This window comes from Herbiconiux liangxiaofengii, assembly GCF_041927335.1.
Classification (GTDB): Bacteria; Actinomycetota; Actinomycetes; order Actinomycetales; family Microbacteriaceae; genus Herbiconiux; species Herbiconiux liangxiaofengii.
Genome location: NZ_JBHFHD010000016.1, coordinates 60554 through 76130, shown reverse-complemented (window position 1 = coordinate 76130; position 15577 = coordinate 60554). Strand labels below are relative to the sequence as shown.

Here is a 15577-nt window from a genome sequence, read left to right as displayed (position 1 = left end):
GCGGTTCCATAGCTCCACCCCGTCAGGGTTGCCCCGTTCGGTTGCACGATCGTCGCTCGTCAGGTCGCTGCTGCTGCCGTGGTTCCTCATCGCAGCGCTGAGTTCGTTGTGGGCTCTGGCGACGCCGATCGGCGGCTCACCCGACGAGCCGGCTCACGTGGTGAAGGCCGCCTCGGTGGTGCGAGGGCAGCTGCTCCCGACCGAGATGATCGCAGCGGGCGGTGTGCTCGAGGTTCCGGCGGCTTTCGACCACGAGTACAGCCAGGGGTGCTTCGCCTTCTTCGCCGACGTTCCCGCATCGTGCGCTCCGCCGCTCCAGGGCGATCCGGCGGCCCTGGTCGAGAGCCATTCCTCGGCGAGTCTCTACAACCCGGTCTACTACGCGCTCGTGGGATGGCCGTCGCTTATCGCACCCGACGTCGTCGGCATCTACGCGATGCGCATCGTGAGTGCGGTGCTGTGCTCGTTCTTCGTGGCGAGCGCGTTCTGGCTGATCGCCTCATGGCAGACCAGGCGCCTCCCGTCGCTCGGGGTGCTCATCGGGCTGACCCCCATCGTCGTCTACCTGATGGGCACGGTGAATCCCAACGCGCTCGAGTTCTCCGGCGGCCTGGCGTTGTTCGTCGCGATGGTGAGCATCACGTCCGACCCCGGGGCGAAACGGTTCGGGCCCGCGCTGGCCATCGCCGTGGTCGCCGCCGCCCTGGTCTCGAACGCCCGGGGCATCTCCCCGCTCTGGGTGGCTCTGTTGCTCGTGCTGCCCCTCCTGCTGCTCACCGGCCGCCAGGTGGTAGCGCTGTTCCGACGGCCCTCCGTGCTGGTGGGTGCGGGAGTGATCGTGGCCTCTGCGCTCTACAGCGCCTGGTGGACCCTGTCGAGCAATTCGCTGGGCACCGGGCCCAGCACCGGGCCGGAAGTAGTGCCCGATGTGCCGGGCGTCGGCCTCTCGCCGCTCCCGGCATTCATCGGCGAGTTCGGCAACTTCTACCTTCGGATGCGGCAGATGGTCGGGGTGCTCGGCTGGCTCGACACCCCACTCAACCCCCTGGCGTACTACCTCTGTTACCTGCTCTTCGGCCTCCTTGTTCTCGGCGTCGTCGTGTTCGTGCGCGGCCGCGCGCTCGTCTTCGTCGGCGCCACCGCCGTCGTCTTCCTCGTTGCGCCTCCGGCCGTGCAGTCGGTCTACGTCGCACGCGGCGGCTTCATCTGGCAGGGCCGCTACTCACTCATCCTGCTGCTCGCGCTGCTCGTGTGCATGGCCTTCGGCATCGCGCGCTCCGAGCGGTTCCAGGCGTGGATCGGGAGCCATCGAAGGCTCGCCGCCATCGCGCCCTGGGTGGTCGCCCTCATCTGGGCGTTCGTCACCATCTGGGCCTTCCTCACGACACTGCGACGGATGACGGTGGGCTACAGCACCGGATGGGCCCAGATGCTGGGCCCCGATGCGTGGGCGCCGCCGTCCGGCGTCGTCCTGACGACCATCCTTTTCGCGCTGTTCGCCCTGGCGCTCGCCGCGCTGACCGCCACGACGCCGCGAGACCACGAATGCGCGAAAGCGACGGCTCCTGCCCGCTAGCATGGATCGGCGTCGGACGAGACGCCATCGCGAGAGAGGCGGCTCGATGCCGGAACAACGGTGGACCAGAACGGTCTCCACGCAGGCAGCTCGGCTTCGGGAAGGCTATCTGCGTCTCGTGGTTCCGCTGGCCAACGGGCTTCCCAACCGTCTGGCGTTCTTCTGGTTCCCGGCCGTGCTCGTGGTCGCGTTCATCGTGCTCGTGGCGTCGGGCATCTCGGGCTCGTCGACCGGAATCCACTGGAACACCTTCGGCGAGGGTGTCGATCCGGCCTTGATCGCCGGTAAGCCGCGGCAGATCCGAAGCGATGAGTGGCTCGTGCAGTCGAGCTGGATCGTGTCGCAGTCCCAGCAGGGTTTCCCGACGCTCAACGAGACCCTCCCCGGCGGCATGGACGCCACGGTGCAGAACGACCTGCCCAGCTGGGACTGGTCCTCGATCTTCCGGCCGCACGTACTGGGCTTCCTCGTCCTGCCGCTCGACAACGGGATGGCGGTCCGGTGGTGGCTGCCCGCGCTGCTGCTCGCGGCCGGTTGCTACTGGTTCATCGTCACCGTCCTCCCGCGGCGCCCCCTGACGGCCGCGCTGCTCACCGGAGGGCTGTTCTTCACTCCGATCCTGCAGTGGTGGTTCCTGCCCACGACGCTTCTCCCGGTCGCATGGGCGTTCATCGGCATGACAGCGGTGATCTGGCTGTTCCGCGACGACCGACGGTGGGTGAGGGTGGGCTGGGCCGCTCTCACGGGATATGTCGCTGTGGCGATGGTGTTGAGCATCTACGCACCCTTCATCATCCCGGCGGCCCTGGTGTTCATCGCGTTCTTCATCGGCTGCGTGCTCAATGAGCTGCTCAATCACCGCACAGGATGGCGGCAGGTTCTTCGGCGGCTGATTCCCCTGATCGCTGCCGGCGTGGCCGCCGGTGCGGTCGTCGGTCTCTGGCTGCTCACGAGGAAGGACACGATCGCCGCACTGTTCTCGACGGTCTATCCGGGACAGCGCTTCGAGAGCACGGGTCTGGCCGGGTTGAACGCCACCATCAGCTTGTTCGGTGCGCCCTTCGACGGGGCACTCCAGAACGGTGTCGTCGGTGCGCTCGGCCCGAACGAATCGGAGTCGTCCACGGCGCTGATGTTCGTGGTCTTCCTCTTCGTCCCGCTGGCTTGGTTGCTCTATCGGGACTGGACCACGAAGCGCCGGGTCGATTGGACGATCGCGGGGACCGTCGCCGTGACCGTGCTCATCTTCGCGTTCCTGTACGTGCCCGGGTGGGACCGGATCGCTCACCTCATCCTCATCGACCGTTCTCCCGGGTCGCGCATGCGGCTGGCGTTCGCGATCCTCGCCATCGTGGCCGTCGTCGTGCTGATCCGCCGCCTCGACGAGCGCGACGTGACCATGCCGTGGTCGGTGGTGTGGGTGTCGCTCGGTGCAACGGCGGGGAGCATTCTCGTTCCGTGGTTCATCCTGTCCAAGAACGATCCCGCCACCCTGTCGGCGAGCCCCTGGCGGATCGTCGCCCTCCTGGTGCTGGCGAGCGTCTTCCTCCTGCTGAAGCGGTTGCCGTTCCTCGCGGCCGTGGCGTTCCTGGCCGCATCCCTGCTCATCGGCGGTTCCGTGAACCCGCTCTACTCCGGCGTCTTCGACCTGAATTCGACGAAGGTCGGCGAAGAGATCGGCGACCTGAACGACGCTGATCCCGGCGTCTGGGTCGGCGTCGGCGGGTACGAGTCCACCGCCCTCCTCGTCGAGTCGGGCGTGGAAGCGCTCAACGGCGTCCAGACGTATCCGCCGAAGGAGATGTGGTCGATGATCGACCCTGCCGGTCGGTACCCGGACGTCTGGAATCGGTTGGCGAATGTCAGCTGGGACGTCGGTCAGGGCGAACCGGTCGTCACGAGCCCGATCCGCGATCAGATCAGGGTCAGTTTCGATTCGTGCAGCGCGTTCGCGCAGCGGGAGGTCACGCACGTGCTGTCCGATACGGCCATCGATCAGCCGTGCCTGAAGACGGTCGCCGTCGAGACGCAGGGCGCGTCACGGTTCTGGATCTACGACGTGGTTCCTGCGTCGTAACGTTTCGGGAGGGCGGTGCCGTCGGGGCCCGGGGACGGTACGTCTTCGCGGCTCCCGGCATCGTCGGGGAAGACCCACCGGCCGTAGGTGACGTACCGGAAGACCGTGGCGAGGGCCTGGCCGATCAGCGTGCCCGACACGTTGTCGGAGACCGGATCGCTCAGGTGGAGAACGTAACGCGAGAAGCTCAGGCACCCCAGCTGGAGCGCGATGGCGACGAGATTGAGCCCCACGAAGACGGCGGCACGCTGCAGCGTGAGCCGTGACTTCCGGTCGGCGAACGTCCAGAGCCGGTTCCCCACGTAGGTGAACACCGACGCGATGGCGATCGAGATGATCTTCGCCCAGATGGGCTCGTCGGCAAGCGGACCGGGCCAGAAGACCAGCACGTTGTACGTCACTGCGTCGACCACGAACGCGCCCCCGCCCACGACGAGAAAAGCCCCACCTCGCTTGAGATGACCCATCAGGCCCTCAGATGTCATCGTGGATCCTCTCGCCATGGCGATCCGATGGAACGAGAACGCGTCCAGTACTCTATACGAGTCCCTGCGCATCGCATTTCTTCCACGCGACGGCGCCGAACCCTACGGAGAACATCACGTGTCAACTGACACCCCCGTCATCGCGGCCATCGTTCCTTGCCACAACGAAGAAGCCGCGATAGCCAAGGTCATCGCCGATCTCAAGGCGGCCGTGCCCGGAATGGTCATCTACGTCTACGACAACCTGAGCACCGACCGAACGGCGGAGATCGCGCTCCAGTCGGGAGCGATCGTCCGGTACGAGAACACCAAGGGCAAAGGCAACGTCGTGCGCCGAGCGTTCGGCGACATCGACGCAGACATCTACCTGCTCATCGACGGTGACGACACCTACGATGCGTTCGCCGCGCCGGCGATGATCGCCGAGCTGCTCTCAGGCCCCTACGACCACGTGCTCGGCGTCCGCAAGCAGACGTCGGAGACGGCGTACCGCCCCGGGCACTCTGCCGGCAACAAGGCGTTCAACTCCCTCGTCAGCCGGGTGTTCGGCTCCCAGGTGACCGACATGCTCAGCGGGTACCGGATCTTCTCGCGCCGCTTCGTCAAGTCGTTTCCGGCAGTGTCTCGAGAATTCGAGATCGAGACGGAGCTCACCGTGCACTCGATGAGTCTGCGGGTGCCGCAGATCGAGCACGAGGTCGACTTCCGCGATCGACCGGAGGGCAGCGAATCGAAGCTGAACACCTACCGCGACGGTTTCAAGATCCTCTCGCTGATCACGCAGCTCACACGCCACGAACGCCCCCTCCTGTTCCACGGGGTGATCGGCCTGGTCGTGATGCTCGTCGCACTCGCGCTGGGACTGCCCGTCATCGCCGAGTTCGCGGAGACCGGCTACGTGCCGCGCTTCCCGACCGCGTTCCTCGCGGCATCGCTCGGGATCATCGCTTTCCTGATCTGGCTGCTCGGGTTCATCCTCGACGGCATCACCCGCGCCCGGCGCGAGTCTGCACGTCTGGTGTACCTGAGCTACTCCGCGCCCGATCACTTCAGCCGGCCGCTGTCGCACCTCTCCGCGCAGGAAGAACCCGAGTCCCCCTGACCGTGCGACCCGCCCACGGCTGGCCGCACAGTCAGGGTGAGGGTCAGTAGGTCACGGTCTGGCAGCCGAGGAGCGTGTTCGTGCCGGGGCCGACGTTGATGCCGTAGGCGCAGACCGAGTTCGCCCCGCGCACCGCCGGCGTCGACACGTTGATGCCGTGGTTCGGCCCGAAGTCCGGGTAGGCCCGGCCGACATCCGGTCGGCTGAAGTCGGCCGTGGTGATGGCGGCGCCCACCCCGTTGACGTAGACGTGCACCGCGAGCGGGGCGGTCGTGTCGGGGTCGATCGTCCAGCCGTTCACGATGATCCGACCGCCCTCGACTCGAGCGTCAATTCCGCCGATGGGAGAGACGTTGCGCACGGTCACCGTCTGGCACCCGAGCAGGTTGTTGGTTCCTCGGCCGGTGTTGATGCCGTAGGCGCACACCTGATGCGTCCCGACACTCGGGGTGAACCGCACGTTGATCCCGTGCTTGGAGCCGTAACCGGGGAAGGCACGTGCCACGTCTGGTCGATCGACGTTCGCGGTCGTCACGGCGACCGCCTGGCCGTCCATGTAGATGTGCACCGGGATGGCCGACGTGGTCTCCGGATCGATCGTCCAGCCACGCACCACCAGGTCGGTGCCGTCGACGGTGACATCCATGCCGCCGAACGGTGACATGTCGTCGACGAACACGGTCTGGCAGCCGAGGCCGCTGTTCGTGCCGTTCTTCACGTTGATGCCGTAGGCGCAGACGTTGTGGGAGCCCGGGCTCGCCTCGAACGTGTAGTCGATGCCGTGCCTCGGTCCCGCCGAGGGGTAGGCGCGACCGACGTCGGGGCGGTTCGCGTCCGCGGTGATGGCCGCGACCGGTGCACCGTCCACGTAGACGTGCACGGCGATCGGATCCTTCGTCTCCGGGTCGATCGTCCAGCCGTTGACGGTGATCTTGCCGGAGAACTGGGTCGAGAACGCGTTCATGCCGCCGAACGGCGACAGATTGGTCACCGTCAGGGTCTGGCATCCCAGCAGCGTGTTCGCCCCGGGTGTGTCATTGATGGCCCAGGCGCAGAAGTTATGCGATCCGGACGGTGGTGACACCTTGATCTTGATCCCGTGGTTGTCTCCGAACCCCGGATACGCGGCGCCGACGTCGGGCCGGCTGGCATTGGCGACACCGGTCGCGAGAATGCCACCGTCCATGTACACGTGGATGGCGACCGCATCCTTGGTGTCGCGGTCGATGGCCCAGCCCTGCACCTCGACGTCACCCGTCGACAGGTTCACCACGTTCATCCCACCGATCGGTACGACCCCGCCCGTGGTCGAACCGAACCAGTCGGTGTACAGACGCCAGAAGTTGCGGTTGCCGTAGGACGAGCATCCGTCGGTCTGGCCACCGTAGAGATTCGACAGAGCCACGGCGTTCGGCTGGTACGGCGTGTAGTAGTACAGCGCCGCAGTCGCCTTGTTCTGGATGAGCACAGACGAGGAACCGCAGGCGGCGTTGGGGTGGTATCGCACGGCGGAGTACGACCCGACGGGGAACCAGTTGAAGAAGTTCGACGTGCCGGCCGGGTTCGTGTACCGCTTGTACTGCCAGGCGGCCTTGTACACCTGGTTGTAGAAGCCCGCGTACTCCGCGTCGCAGGGAGCGGTGTCGGGGCACGCGAAACCGGTCGCCGACTCGTACTGCCCGGGGCCGGGCCAGCTGTCGGTGACGAGGGACTGCTCCTTCTGCAGCAGCACGAGGAGCACCATCTGGCTCACGCCGCAGGCGTTGCCGACCTTGGTGATGATCTGGGCCGCCGACTCGTTGGCGGCCCCCGAGTACTGGCCGCACATCGGGTCCGCCGCCCGCGTCCAGGTGGTCTGCCGGTAGTCCTTGAGGCAGGTGTACCCCGAGCGGCACTCGGAGACCTTGCTGTTGAGGAACGCCTGCACGCTGTTCGCATCGAGCGCGGAACCGTTGAAGAACTTCTGGTCACTGATGATGTTGCCGGGCTGGAAGTCGGACCCGGTGATGGCCTGGGCCGAGGGCGCCGGAGCGACCGCGATCTGGAAAGCGGTGAGTCCTGAGGCCACGACGAGCGCGCCGAGCAGGAAGGCGAGAATCGGGTTGGGCCGCCGTCGCGTCATGAGATGGTCACAGTCCCTGTGGTCGAGCCGGCCATCGAGGCCTCGGCGTAGTCGATGGTCACGGTCCACACCCCGGAGGACCCCGCGGGCAGCACCGCAGAGAGTCCGGCGCAGTAGGTCATGCTCGGGCCGGCGGTACCCGCCGACTGGGCGGACACGGACACCCCGTTCTGACTCACGGTCATCGTGCACGAGCCCTCGTTCGAGACCCGGTCGGTGACCATGGCCGCCGCGGAGACGCTCCCGGTCGACGGGTCGTAACTCGTGCTGAGCAGCTCGACCGAGAGCGGCGCATCCGGGTTCTTCGTCGGAGTGGGTGACGGCTCGGGCTTGTGCGTCGGCTCGGCTTCGTCGGTCGGCGGCGCACTCGTGCCGGGTGCGGGAGCGGAGGAGGCGCTGGGAGTCGGGGTCGAGACCACCGACGGCGTCGATGCCGCGCTGGACGGAGCCGGTTCTGGAGCGACGCATCCCGTCAGGAGCAACGCCAGTGAGCTCCCGACCACGAGCACGCCGGCCCGCAGCGAGTGTGTGGAATCCATGTCTGGATCCTATGGTCTGGACGGTCCAGAGGGTGGCGCATCGCCGCTCGGCTGCGGATTGCGGCTGCCCCCGTCGTCACACGGATCGCCCGATGAACCTGCGCTCGAGGGCCCGGCGGGTCTCTGCCACCGACCGGCCGGACCGGCGTGCACGAACGGCGCCGGGGGCCAGTCGTGCCGCATCCCGGAGCAACCGACGCCACTCGCGAGGCGCGATGAACGCGCCGTCCCTGCGCAGCGACGACCTGGTGAGATCGATCAGCAGGCGGGCCGCCGTGCGGGCGGTGACGGAGAGGACGAGCCGCACCGAGCCGTTCTTCAGCACGGTCAGCCACCGGTTGCGCACGCTGTTCACCCGGATGAGGGACGAACTGTGCGACGAGCTCGCAGCGTGCCGATGAACGACTCGCGCCGCCGGCTCGTAGCCGATCGTGTACCCGGAGAGTCGCAGCCGCCACGACAGATCGAGATCCTCGTAGTACATGAAGTAGGAGGTATCGAATCCGCCGACGGCCTCGACGGCCGATCGTCGCAGGAAGACCGCGGCGCCGCTGGCGGCGAACGGGTGGTCGTCGGCGGTGCGTCGGAGGCGCTCGACCGGTCGGAGCCAGTCGCGGTCGAAGCCGTTGGCCCCCGGGCCCAGCTCGACACCTGTGCTGTTGAGGAGTGCCGTCCCCTGGGGGTCGGGCCGCCAGCGGGTGCCGTCGAGCCCGTCCAACTGCTCGGACGAGGGTGGTTCACCGTCAGCCACCGGCGAGAACGAACCCTCGAGGTCGACCCGCGCCGCAACGGCAGCGAGTTCGCCGGGGCCGCCGAGAAGACGACCCGCCCCGGAGAGGAGGAAACCCGGCAGCGCCACCGCGTCGTTGTTCAGCAGCACGATGATCTCGCCACGCGCCGCCCGGAGTCCGGCCGTCACGCCCCCGGCGAAACCGCGGTTCTCCCGCTCCGTCACCAGGACCGCTCCGGGACATCCCTGCTCCAGGGCGGCCAGACTCTCCTCGGTCGACTCGTTGTCGACGACCACCACCTCGACGTCCAGACCCGGATGCGGGTGATCCAGCGAGCTCACACTGCGTGCGGTGAGCTCCGACTGGCGCCAATTCACGACGATGACCGACACGAGCGGCAGCACTGTCGGCTCAGTACTCATGAGGGTTCACGTTTTCGTTCGTTATGCTGGACTGGCCAAACTCTGGCCACTGATCTTTGGAGTTCGCGTGTCGCTGTCTCAACCCGGTGTCGTCTCAGTCATTATCGTCAACTTCCGGGGCACCGACGACACCCTCGAGGCGGTCGCCCGCCTGAACGAGGTCGACTGGCCCAAGGAGCGGCTCGAGATCGTGGTGGTCGAGAACGGCTCCGGCGACGACAGCGCAGACCGGCTGACCGGCGCCCTCGGGGAGCAGTCGAACGTCAAGATCATCATCTCCGACGACAACCTCGGCTTCACCGGGGGCAGCAACCTGGGCGCCAAGAACGCCTCGGGCGAGTACCTCGCGTTCCTGAACAACGATGCGAAGCCGGCGCCGGGGTGGATCGCGGGTGCCATCGGCCAGTTCGACGTGAGCCCGAGCGTCGCGGCGGTCGGCAGCAAGGTCCTCGACTGGGAGGGCAAGACGATCGACTTCGTCGACGGCAGCGTCACCTGGTTCGGCATGGGCTACAAGAACAACATCGCCGAACCCGACGACGGCCGGTTCAGCGAGCCGAAGGACATCCTCTTCGGTACCGGGTCCGCCCTGTTCGTCCGCGCCTCCGTCTTCACCGAGGTGGGTGGCTTCGATGAGCGCCTGTTCATGTTCTACGACGACGTCGACCTCGGCTGGCGTCTGAACGTGCTGGGCTACCGGGTGCGCTTCGCCCCCGATTCGGTCGTCTATCACAAGCATCACGGTTCCATGAAGAGCTTCGGCGAGTACCGCGAGATGTACCTGCTCGAGCGGAACGCGTTGTTCGTGCTGTACAAGAACCTGTCCGACGAGAACCTCGCGCGCTTCCTGCCCGCTGCCCTCGCCCTGCTCGGGCGCCGCGCGGTCGCCAAGAGCGGCCTCGACCCCGAGTCGTTCGACATCCGTCGGTTCACCGGGGCCTCCGACGAGTTCGACCCGACGACACCGGTCGCGAAGGACACCCTCGCGGGGCTGTTCGCCCTGGACCAGTTCGTCAGCGAGCTGCCCGCCCTCGACGAAGCCCGCTCGGAGATCCAGAACCGGCGAGCCCGCACCGACGACGACCTGATGCGGCTGTTCGGCAACCTCGTCGAGCCGCTCTTCCACGACCCCTACTTCCTCGAGGGTTATGCGGGCATCGTCGACACGTTCGGCATCCGCACCAGCACGATCCGTCGCCGCATCCTCGTGATCACGGGCGACTCGATCGGCCGCAAGATGGCCGGACCAGCGATGCGCGCCTGGAAGATCAGCGAGGCGCTCTCCAAGGAGAACGACGTGCGCCTCGTCACCTGGAACGTCGCCTCCCGGTCGTCGAACGACTTCGAGGTCTCCCGGGTGCGCCTGCAGAACGAGCGCGAGATGCGGGTGCACGAGGAGTGGGCCGACGTCATCATCTTCCAGGGCCACGCCCTGCACCACTTCACGACGCTGCAGGCCAGCGACAAGATCATGGTGGCCGACCTGTACGACCCGATGCACCTGGAGCAGCTCGAGCAGGGTCGAGAGTTCGGCACCGCACAGTGGAACGCCCAGGTCGCCGGAGCGACGGAGGTGCTCAACCAGCAGCTCGCGCGCTGCGACTACTTCCTCTGCGCCTCCGAGCGCCAGCGGATGTTCTGGCTGGGCCAGCTGGCCGGTCTGGGCCGCGTGAACGCCTTCACCTACATGGCCGACTCCAACCTCGACTCCCTGATCTCGATCGTGCCCTTCGGCATGGATGCGCAAGACCCTGAGCACACCCGTGCAGCCATCCGCGGCGTCGTCCCCGGCATCTCCGAAGACGACAAGGTCGTCATCTGGGGCGGGGGCATCTACAACTGGTTCGACACGTTCACCCTCGTCCGCGCGATCGCCAAGCTGGCGGAGCGACGCGAGAACGTCCGTCTGTTCTTCCTCGGTGTCGCGCATCCGAACCCCGACGTGCCCGAGATGGCGATCGTCGCGAAGACCCGCGAGCTCGCCTCCTCCCTCGGAGTGTCTGGCAAGAACGTCTTCTTCAACGAGAACTGGGTGGCGCTGGACGACCGTCAGAACTACCTCCTCGAGGCCGATGCGGGCGTGAGCACCCACTACGACCACATCGAGACGACCTTCTCCTTCCGCACCCGCATCCTCGACTACATGTGGGCACGTCTGCCGATCGTGACGACCGAGGGTGACAGCTTCGGTGACATCGTGGGGGCCGCCGGGATGGGCGTGAGCGTGCCCGAGCGCGACGTCGACGCCTTGGCCGACGCTCTGGAACTCGTCCTCTACGACGACGAGTACGCCGCCTCGTCGCGGGCCGCCATCGACGTGGTGCGCGAGCAGTTCCGCTGGGACAACGCGCTCCGCCCCCTGGTGGAGTTCTGCCGCGATCCTCAGCCGGCTGCGGATCGTCAGATGCTCCTGAACGCGAACAACCGCGATCGGGATCACGGACACGGTCACTCGGGCTCGTCGAAGAAGCAGAAGCGCCGTCAGACCCCTGAGGAACGCCTGCACGCGATCGCCACCTCGCGCCACGGCGTCACGCGCGACATCGCGCTGGCCCGTTTCTACATCGCCGAGGGCGGAGTCGACATGCTGCGCCAGAAGGTGAAGAACCGCATGTCCACGCGCGAGCGCTCGCAGCGCGAGCTGGAGGACTGACGGGCCGCGACGCCCTCTCGAACACGAGAACGGCCCGCTCCGCCGAAAGGCGGGAGCGGGCCGTTCTCGTTGTACGGGAGACCAGGGCTCGAGGGCTAGCCCTGGTGTTCGCGCCCGGGGAGAGAATCGAGGTAGGCGTTGATGACGGTCTTCGCCTCGCCGGTCTCGACGAGTTCACCGTGCCGGAGCCAGGCCACCTGGTCGCACATGTCCTTGACGGTTCCCATGGAGTGGCTCACCAGGATGACCGTCTTGCCGACGGCCTTGAAGTCCTTGAACTTCTGGCGGCACTTCTCCTGGAACTCCGCGTCACCGACCGAGAGCACCTCGTCGACGACCAGGATGTCGGGGTTGACGTTGATCGCCACCGAGAAGCCCAGACGCACGTACATACCGGAGGAGTAGTTCTTCACCGGCTGATCGATGAACTGCTCGACTCCGGAGAAGTCGACGATCTCGTCGAAGCGGGCCGCCACCTCCTTCTTGGACATGCCCAGAATGGACCCGTTCAGGAAGATGTTCTCCCGGCCGGAGAGCTCGGGATGGAAACCCGAGCCCACTTCCAGGAGCGCCGCGACCTTGCCGTTGGCGCTGATGCTGCCCTTCTCGGGGTAGTAGATCTTGGCCAAGCACTTCAGCAGGGTCGACTTGCCGGAACCGTTGCTGCCGATCAGACCGAACGTCGATCCCTGCGGCACGTCGAACGAGACGTCGCGAAGCGCCCAGAACTCCTCGTGCACGGAGCGACGGCCGCGCATGACGGCCGCCTTGAGGGTCTGGTTGCGCTCCTTATACATACGGAAGCGTTTGCTCACATCATCGACTGTGACAGCGGAGTTGCTCATAGGGCCTCGGCCAGACCTTTCTCATTTCGCCGGAAGATGATGACGCCGATGACGAGGGACACGAAGGCCCAGATCACGCAGTAGGCGAAGTCGTTCAGTTCGGGCCAGCGGTTGTCATAGAGCAGCGACCGGAACACCTCGACGAAACGTTCCATCGGGTTGATCCGGTACAGCTGGACGATCTGGATGTTCGACCCGAACAGACCACCGACCTCGTTGGAGCGTTCGATGATCAGGTTGATCGGGTAGACGATGGGGGTCAGGTACATCCAGATCTGCAGCAGGATGCCCATGAAGTACTGGGTATCCCGGAAGTGCACGTTCGCCACGGCCAGCATCAGCGCGACGCCGGTGGCGAAGATGGCCAGAAGCACCATGGTCACGAGCATCATCGGAATCCACGGGAGCACGAAGGCTCCGGCGATCGAGAGGGCGATCAAGAGGACCGCCATCTCGAAGAGCCAGTTGAACCCGATCGATCCCACGGCCGAGACCGGCAGGACGATCCGCGTGAAGTACACCTTCTGAACCAGTCCGGCATTGACCAGGAGCGATCCCATGCCGGTGTTGACCACATTGGCGAAGAACGTCCACGGAAGCAGACCGCAGAGCAGCCACAGGGCGAAGACGTCGAGCCCACTCGGGTCACCGACATCCGGCTTCGCGCGGAAGATGAGGGCGAACACGAAGGTGTAGACCACCATCGCCGCCAGGGGGTTGGCCAATGACCAGAGCTGGCCGAAGACCGTGCGCTTGTACTGCCCACGGATCTCGCGCAGCGTGAGATTGGCCAGAAGCTCCCGTGACTGGAAGACTTCCTTCAGATAGTTCATGTTCCCTCGCTGTGATTGCGGCTCGGATGACCGCAGACCAATCTAGCTTAGAGTCCCCTTCCCTGACTGATAGCCGAACGCGTGGATGCCGCGCCGTAGGATGAGGCATCCGCTCTTCGATCGCCGAAGGAAAGTCATTCGTGCCTGCACTCCCCCGCGTCTTGCTCGACGCGACCTCCATACCGCCGTCTCGCGGTGGAGTGGCACGGTTCCTGGCCGGGTTGCTGAGTGGGCTGGACGAGCTCGGCGCACCCATCGACGTCGTCGTGAAGGCCGAAGACCTCGATTTCCTCCGGCACGAGGCACCAGGACACCGCTACCATCTGGCTCCGCGCGTCGTCAGCCGGCGTGCCGCGCGGCTGGTCTGGGAGCAGATCGCACTCCCGCGTCTCGCCCGACGGCTCCGCGCTGGAGTCATCCATTCGCCGCACTACACCTTTCCGCTCGCCGCGGCCGGTCGATGCCTCGTCACCGTGCACGATGCCACCTTCTTCAGCGACCCCGCCGCGCACTCACGACTGAAGGGGCTGTTGTTCCGAACCTGGACGCGCCTGGCCGTGCGCCGCGCCGGTGACCTCGTCGCCGTCAGCCGGACGACCGCCGACGAAGTGCTCCGCCGGGCCGGCGGCAAGGGACGCCGCGTCGCAGTAGCCCATCTCGGAGTCGACGGATCGGTGTTCCATCCTCCGACCGACTCGGAGATCGGCGACCTGCGCACCGCGGTCGGCCTGCGATCCGGCGAAGAGTATCTGGCCTTCCTCGGAACCATCGAGCCGCGCAAGAACGTTCCGGCGTTGATCTCGGCGGTGCGAGCTCTCCGCGCCGCCGATCCGTCGGCGCCACGTCTGGTGCTTTCGGGTTCACGCGGCTGGGATGCGGAAGCGTCACGACTCCTCGACGACCCCGCCGTCCGTCAGGATGTGGTGGAAGCGGGGTATCTGCCCATCGGATCGCTGCACGCACTCCTCGGCGGCGCCACGGTCGTCGTGTACCCCAGCCTCGGCGAGGGCTTCGGGCTACCCGTCCTGGAGGCCATGGCGTGTGCCTCGCCGGTGCTCACGACTCGGCGACTCTCGATCCCCGAGGTGGGCGGCGACGCGGTGGAGTATTCGGAGCCGGACGCGCTCTCGCTGGAGCGGGCTCTCTCCTCATTGCTGGGCGACCGTGCGCGACGAGCAGAACTCTCCGCGGCCGCCCGGGAGCGGAGCGCTGAATTCACCTGGACGGCGTGCAGCGCCGTCTACGTCGAGCGCTACACGGCGGTGGCTGCATGACGGCTCGCATCGGTGTGGTGACCGTCGCCTATCGTTCCGATGAGATCCTGCCCGACTTCTTCGCGTCGCTCGACAGTGCCACGTCGGAGGAGATCGAACTCGTCGTCGTCGACAACAAGCCCACCGGTGAGACCGTCCGCGAGATGACAGAGGGACGTGGCGGACGCTACCTGCCGCTGCCCTCGAACCCTGGTTACGGCGGAGCCGTGAACGAAGGGGTGAGGGCGCTCTCCCCGTCTGTCGAGTGGATCCTCGTCTCCAATCCCGACATCGTGCTCGGTCCCGACTCGATCGACCGGCTCGTCGCCGCGGGCCTTGCTGCGTCCGACATCGGAGCCGTCGGCCCCCTGGTCATGACGGGAGGTGTCCCCTACCCCTCGGCCCGGGCCGTACCGTCGCTCGCCACCGGGATCGGCCACGCGCTGCTCGCGAACGTGCGGCCGACCAACCGGTGGACGACGCGTTATCACCTTGGCAATGCCACGGACGGGGCCGAGCGCGACGCAGGCTGGCTCAGCGGCGCCTGCTTGCTGGTACGCCGGAGCGCCTTCGACCAGGTCTCCGGCTTCGACCAGCGGTACTTCATGTACTTCGAGGACGTCGACCTCGGTTACCGCCTCGGCCAGGCCGGCTGGCGCAACCGCTATGCTCCGGCAGCCGTCGTCGAGCACTCCGGCGGGCATTCCACGGAGAGCGAATCCGCCGCCATGGTCGAAGCACACCATCGAAGCGCGTATCGCTTCCTGGCGGGTCGATACGCCCACCCGCTCCTCCTGCCCGTGCGGATCGCGATCAGGATCGGGCTGGCGCTCCGAGCGAGGTTGGCCACCCGGGCCGCACGCCGCGAGAGTCGTTTCCAGACCCCCACCTGAGGGGCAGGGTAGGCTGTCGGGAACCTCAGACCCGACCTGATGGAGA

Annotated in this window: 12 protein-coding genes; 6 read left to right on the top strand and 6 right to left on the bottom strand. The window is 66.6% G+C overall.

Annotated elements, in window-relative coordinates; all coding sequences use genetic code 11:
- The first annotated feature begins 28 nt into the window (after positions 1-28).
- On the top strand, positions 29-1576 hold the full coding sequence (locus ACEXOR_RS16575; RefSeq protein ID WP_374850841.1) for a DUF2142 domain-containing protein: 1548 nt from the start codon (positions 29-31) through the stop codon (positions 1574-1576).
- A 118-nt stretch (positions 1577-1694) separates the two neighbouring features.
- Complete coding sequence (locus ACEXOR_RS16570; RefSeq protein WP_374850840.1) at positions 1695-3653, top strand: DUF7657 domain-containing protein; 1959 nt, start codon at positions 1695-1697, stop codon at positions 3651-3653.
- On the opposite strand, the gene ACEXOR_RS16565 is transcribed toward ACEXOR_RS16570, so the two are convergent.
- Positions 3629-4138 carry a GtrA family protein gene (locus ACEXOR_RS16565; protein WP_374850839.1) on the bottom strand — a complete coding sequence of 170 codons (510 nt, stop codon included), beginning with the start codon at positions 4136-4138 and terminating at the stop codon, positions 3629-3631. The genes ACEXOR_RS16570 and ACEXOR_RS16565 overlap by 25 nt on opposite strands.
- Positions 4139-4256: 118 nt before the next feature.
- On the opposite strand from ACEXOR_RS16565, the gene ACEXOR_RS16560 reads away from it, so the two are divergent.
- Positions 4257-5240 carry a glycosyltransferase gene (locus ACEXOR_RS16560; protein ID WP_374850838.1) on the top strand — a complete coding sequence of 328 codons (984 nt, stop codon included), beginning with the start codon at positions 4257-4259 and terminating at the stop codon, positions 5238-5240.
- Positions 5241-5283: 43 nt separating this feature from the next.
- Here ACEXOR_RS16560 and ACEXOR_RS16555 read toward each other — a convergent pair whose 3' ends face one another.
- The 3 genes from ACEXOR_RS16555 to ACEXOR_RS16545 form a co-directional block, all read right to left on the bottom strand.
- A complete protein-coding gene (locus ACEXOR_RS16555; protein WP_374850837.1) occupies positions 5284-7362 on the bottom strand; it encodes a hypothetical protein in 2079 nt (692 codons plus the stop codon).
- On the bottom strand, positions 7359-7901 hold the full coding sequence (locus ACEXOR_RS16550) for a hypothetical protein (protein WP_374850836.1): 543 nt from the start codon (positions 7899-7901) through the stop codon (positions 7359-7361). Before ACEXOR_RS16550 ends, ACEXOR_RS16555 begins: the two co-directional genes overlap by 4 nt.
- Before the next feature lie 76 nt (positions 7902-7977).
- A complete protein-coding gene (locus ACEXOR_RS16545; RefSeq protein ID WP_374850835.1) occupies positions 7978-9054 on the bottom strand; it encodes a glycosyltransferase in 1077 nt (358 codons plus the stop codon).
- Between the two features lie 67 nt (positions 9055-9121).
- Here ACEXOR_RS16545 and ACEXOR_RS16540 point away from each other — a divergent pair, with 67 nt between their 5' ends.
- Positions 9122-11707, top strand: coding sequence for a glycosyltransferase (locus ACEXOR_RS16540; protein ID WP_374850834.1), 2586 nt, complete (start codon positions 9122-9124; stop codon positions 11705-11707).
- A gap of 95 nt (positions 11708-11802) precedes the next feature.
- Here ACEXOR_RS16540 and ACEXOR_RS16535 read toward each other — a convergent pair whose 3' ends face one another.
- Together ACEXOR_RS16535 and ACEXOR_RS16530 are read right to left on the bottom strand one after the other, a co-directional pair.
- The gene (locus tag ACEXOR_RS16535; protein WP_374850833.1) at positions 11803-12522 is read right to left on the bottom strand and encodes an ABC transporter ATP-binding protein; all 720 of its coding nucleotides are present in this window, start codon (positions 12520-12522) and stop codon (positions 11803-11805) included.
- Between the two features lie 26 nt (positions 12523-12548).
- Positions 12549-13385 carry an ABC transporter permease gene (locus ACEXOR_RS16530; RefSeq protein ID WP_374850832.1) on the bottom strand — a complete coding sequence of 279 codons (837 nt, stop codon included), beginning with the start codon at positions 13383-13385 and terminating at the stop codon, positions 12549-12551.
- Positions 13386-13525: 140 nt separating this feature from the next.
- Here ACEXOR_RS16530 and ACEXOR_RS16525 point away from each other — a divergent pair, with 140 nt between their 5' ends.
- Positions 13526-14659 (top strand): glycosyltransferase family 4 protein, encoded by a 1134-nt coding sequence (locus ACEXOR_RS16525; RefSeq protein WP_374850831.1) that lies wholly within the window; start codon positions 13526-13528, stop codon positions 14657-14659.
- Positions 14656-15531, top strand: a complete 876-nt coding sequence (locus tag ACEXOR_RS16520) for a glycosyltransferase family 2 protein (RefSeq protein ID WP_374850830.1) — start codon at positions 14656-14658, stop codon at positions 15529-15531. Before ACEXOR_RS16525 ends, ACEXOR_RS16520 begins: the two co-directional genes overlap by 4 nt.
- The last annotated feature ends 46 nt before the right edge of the window (positions 15532-15577 follow it).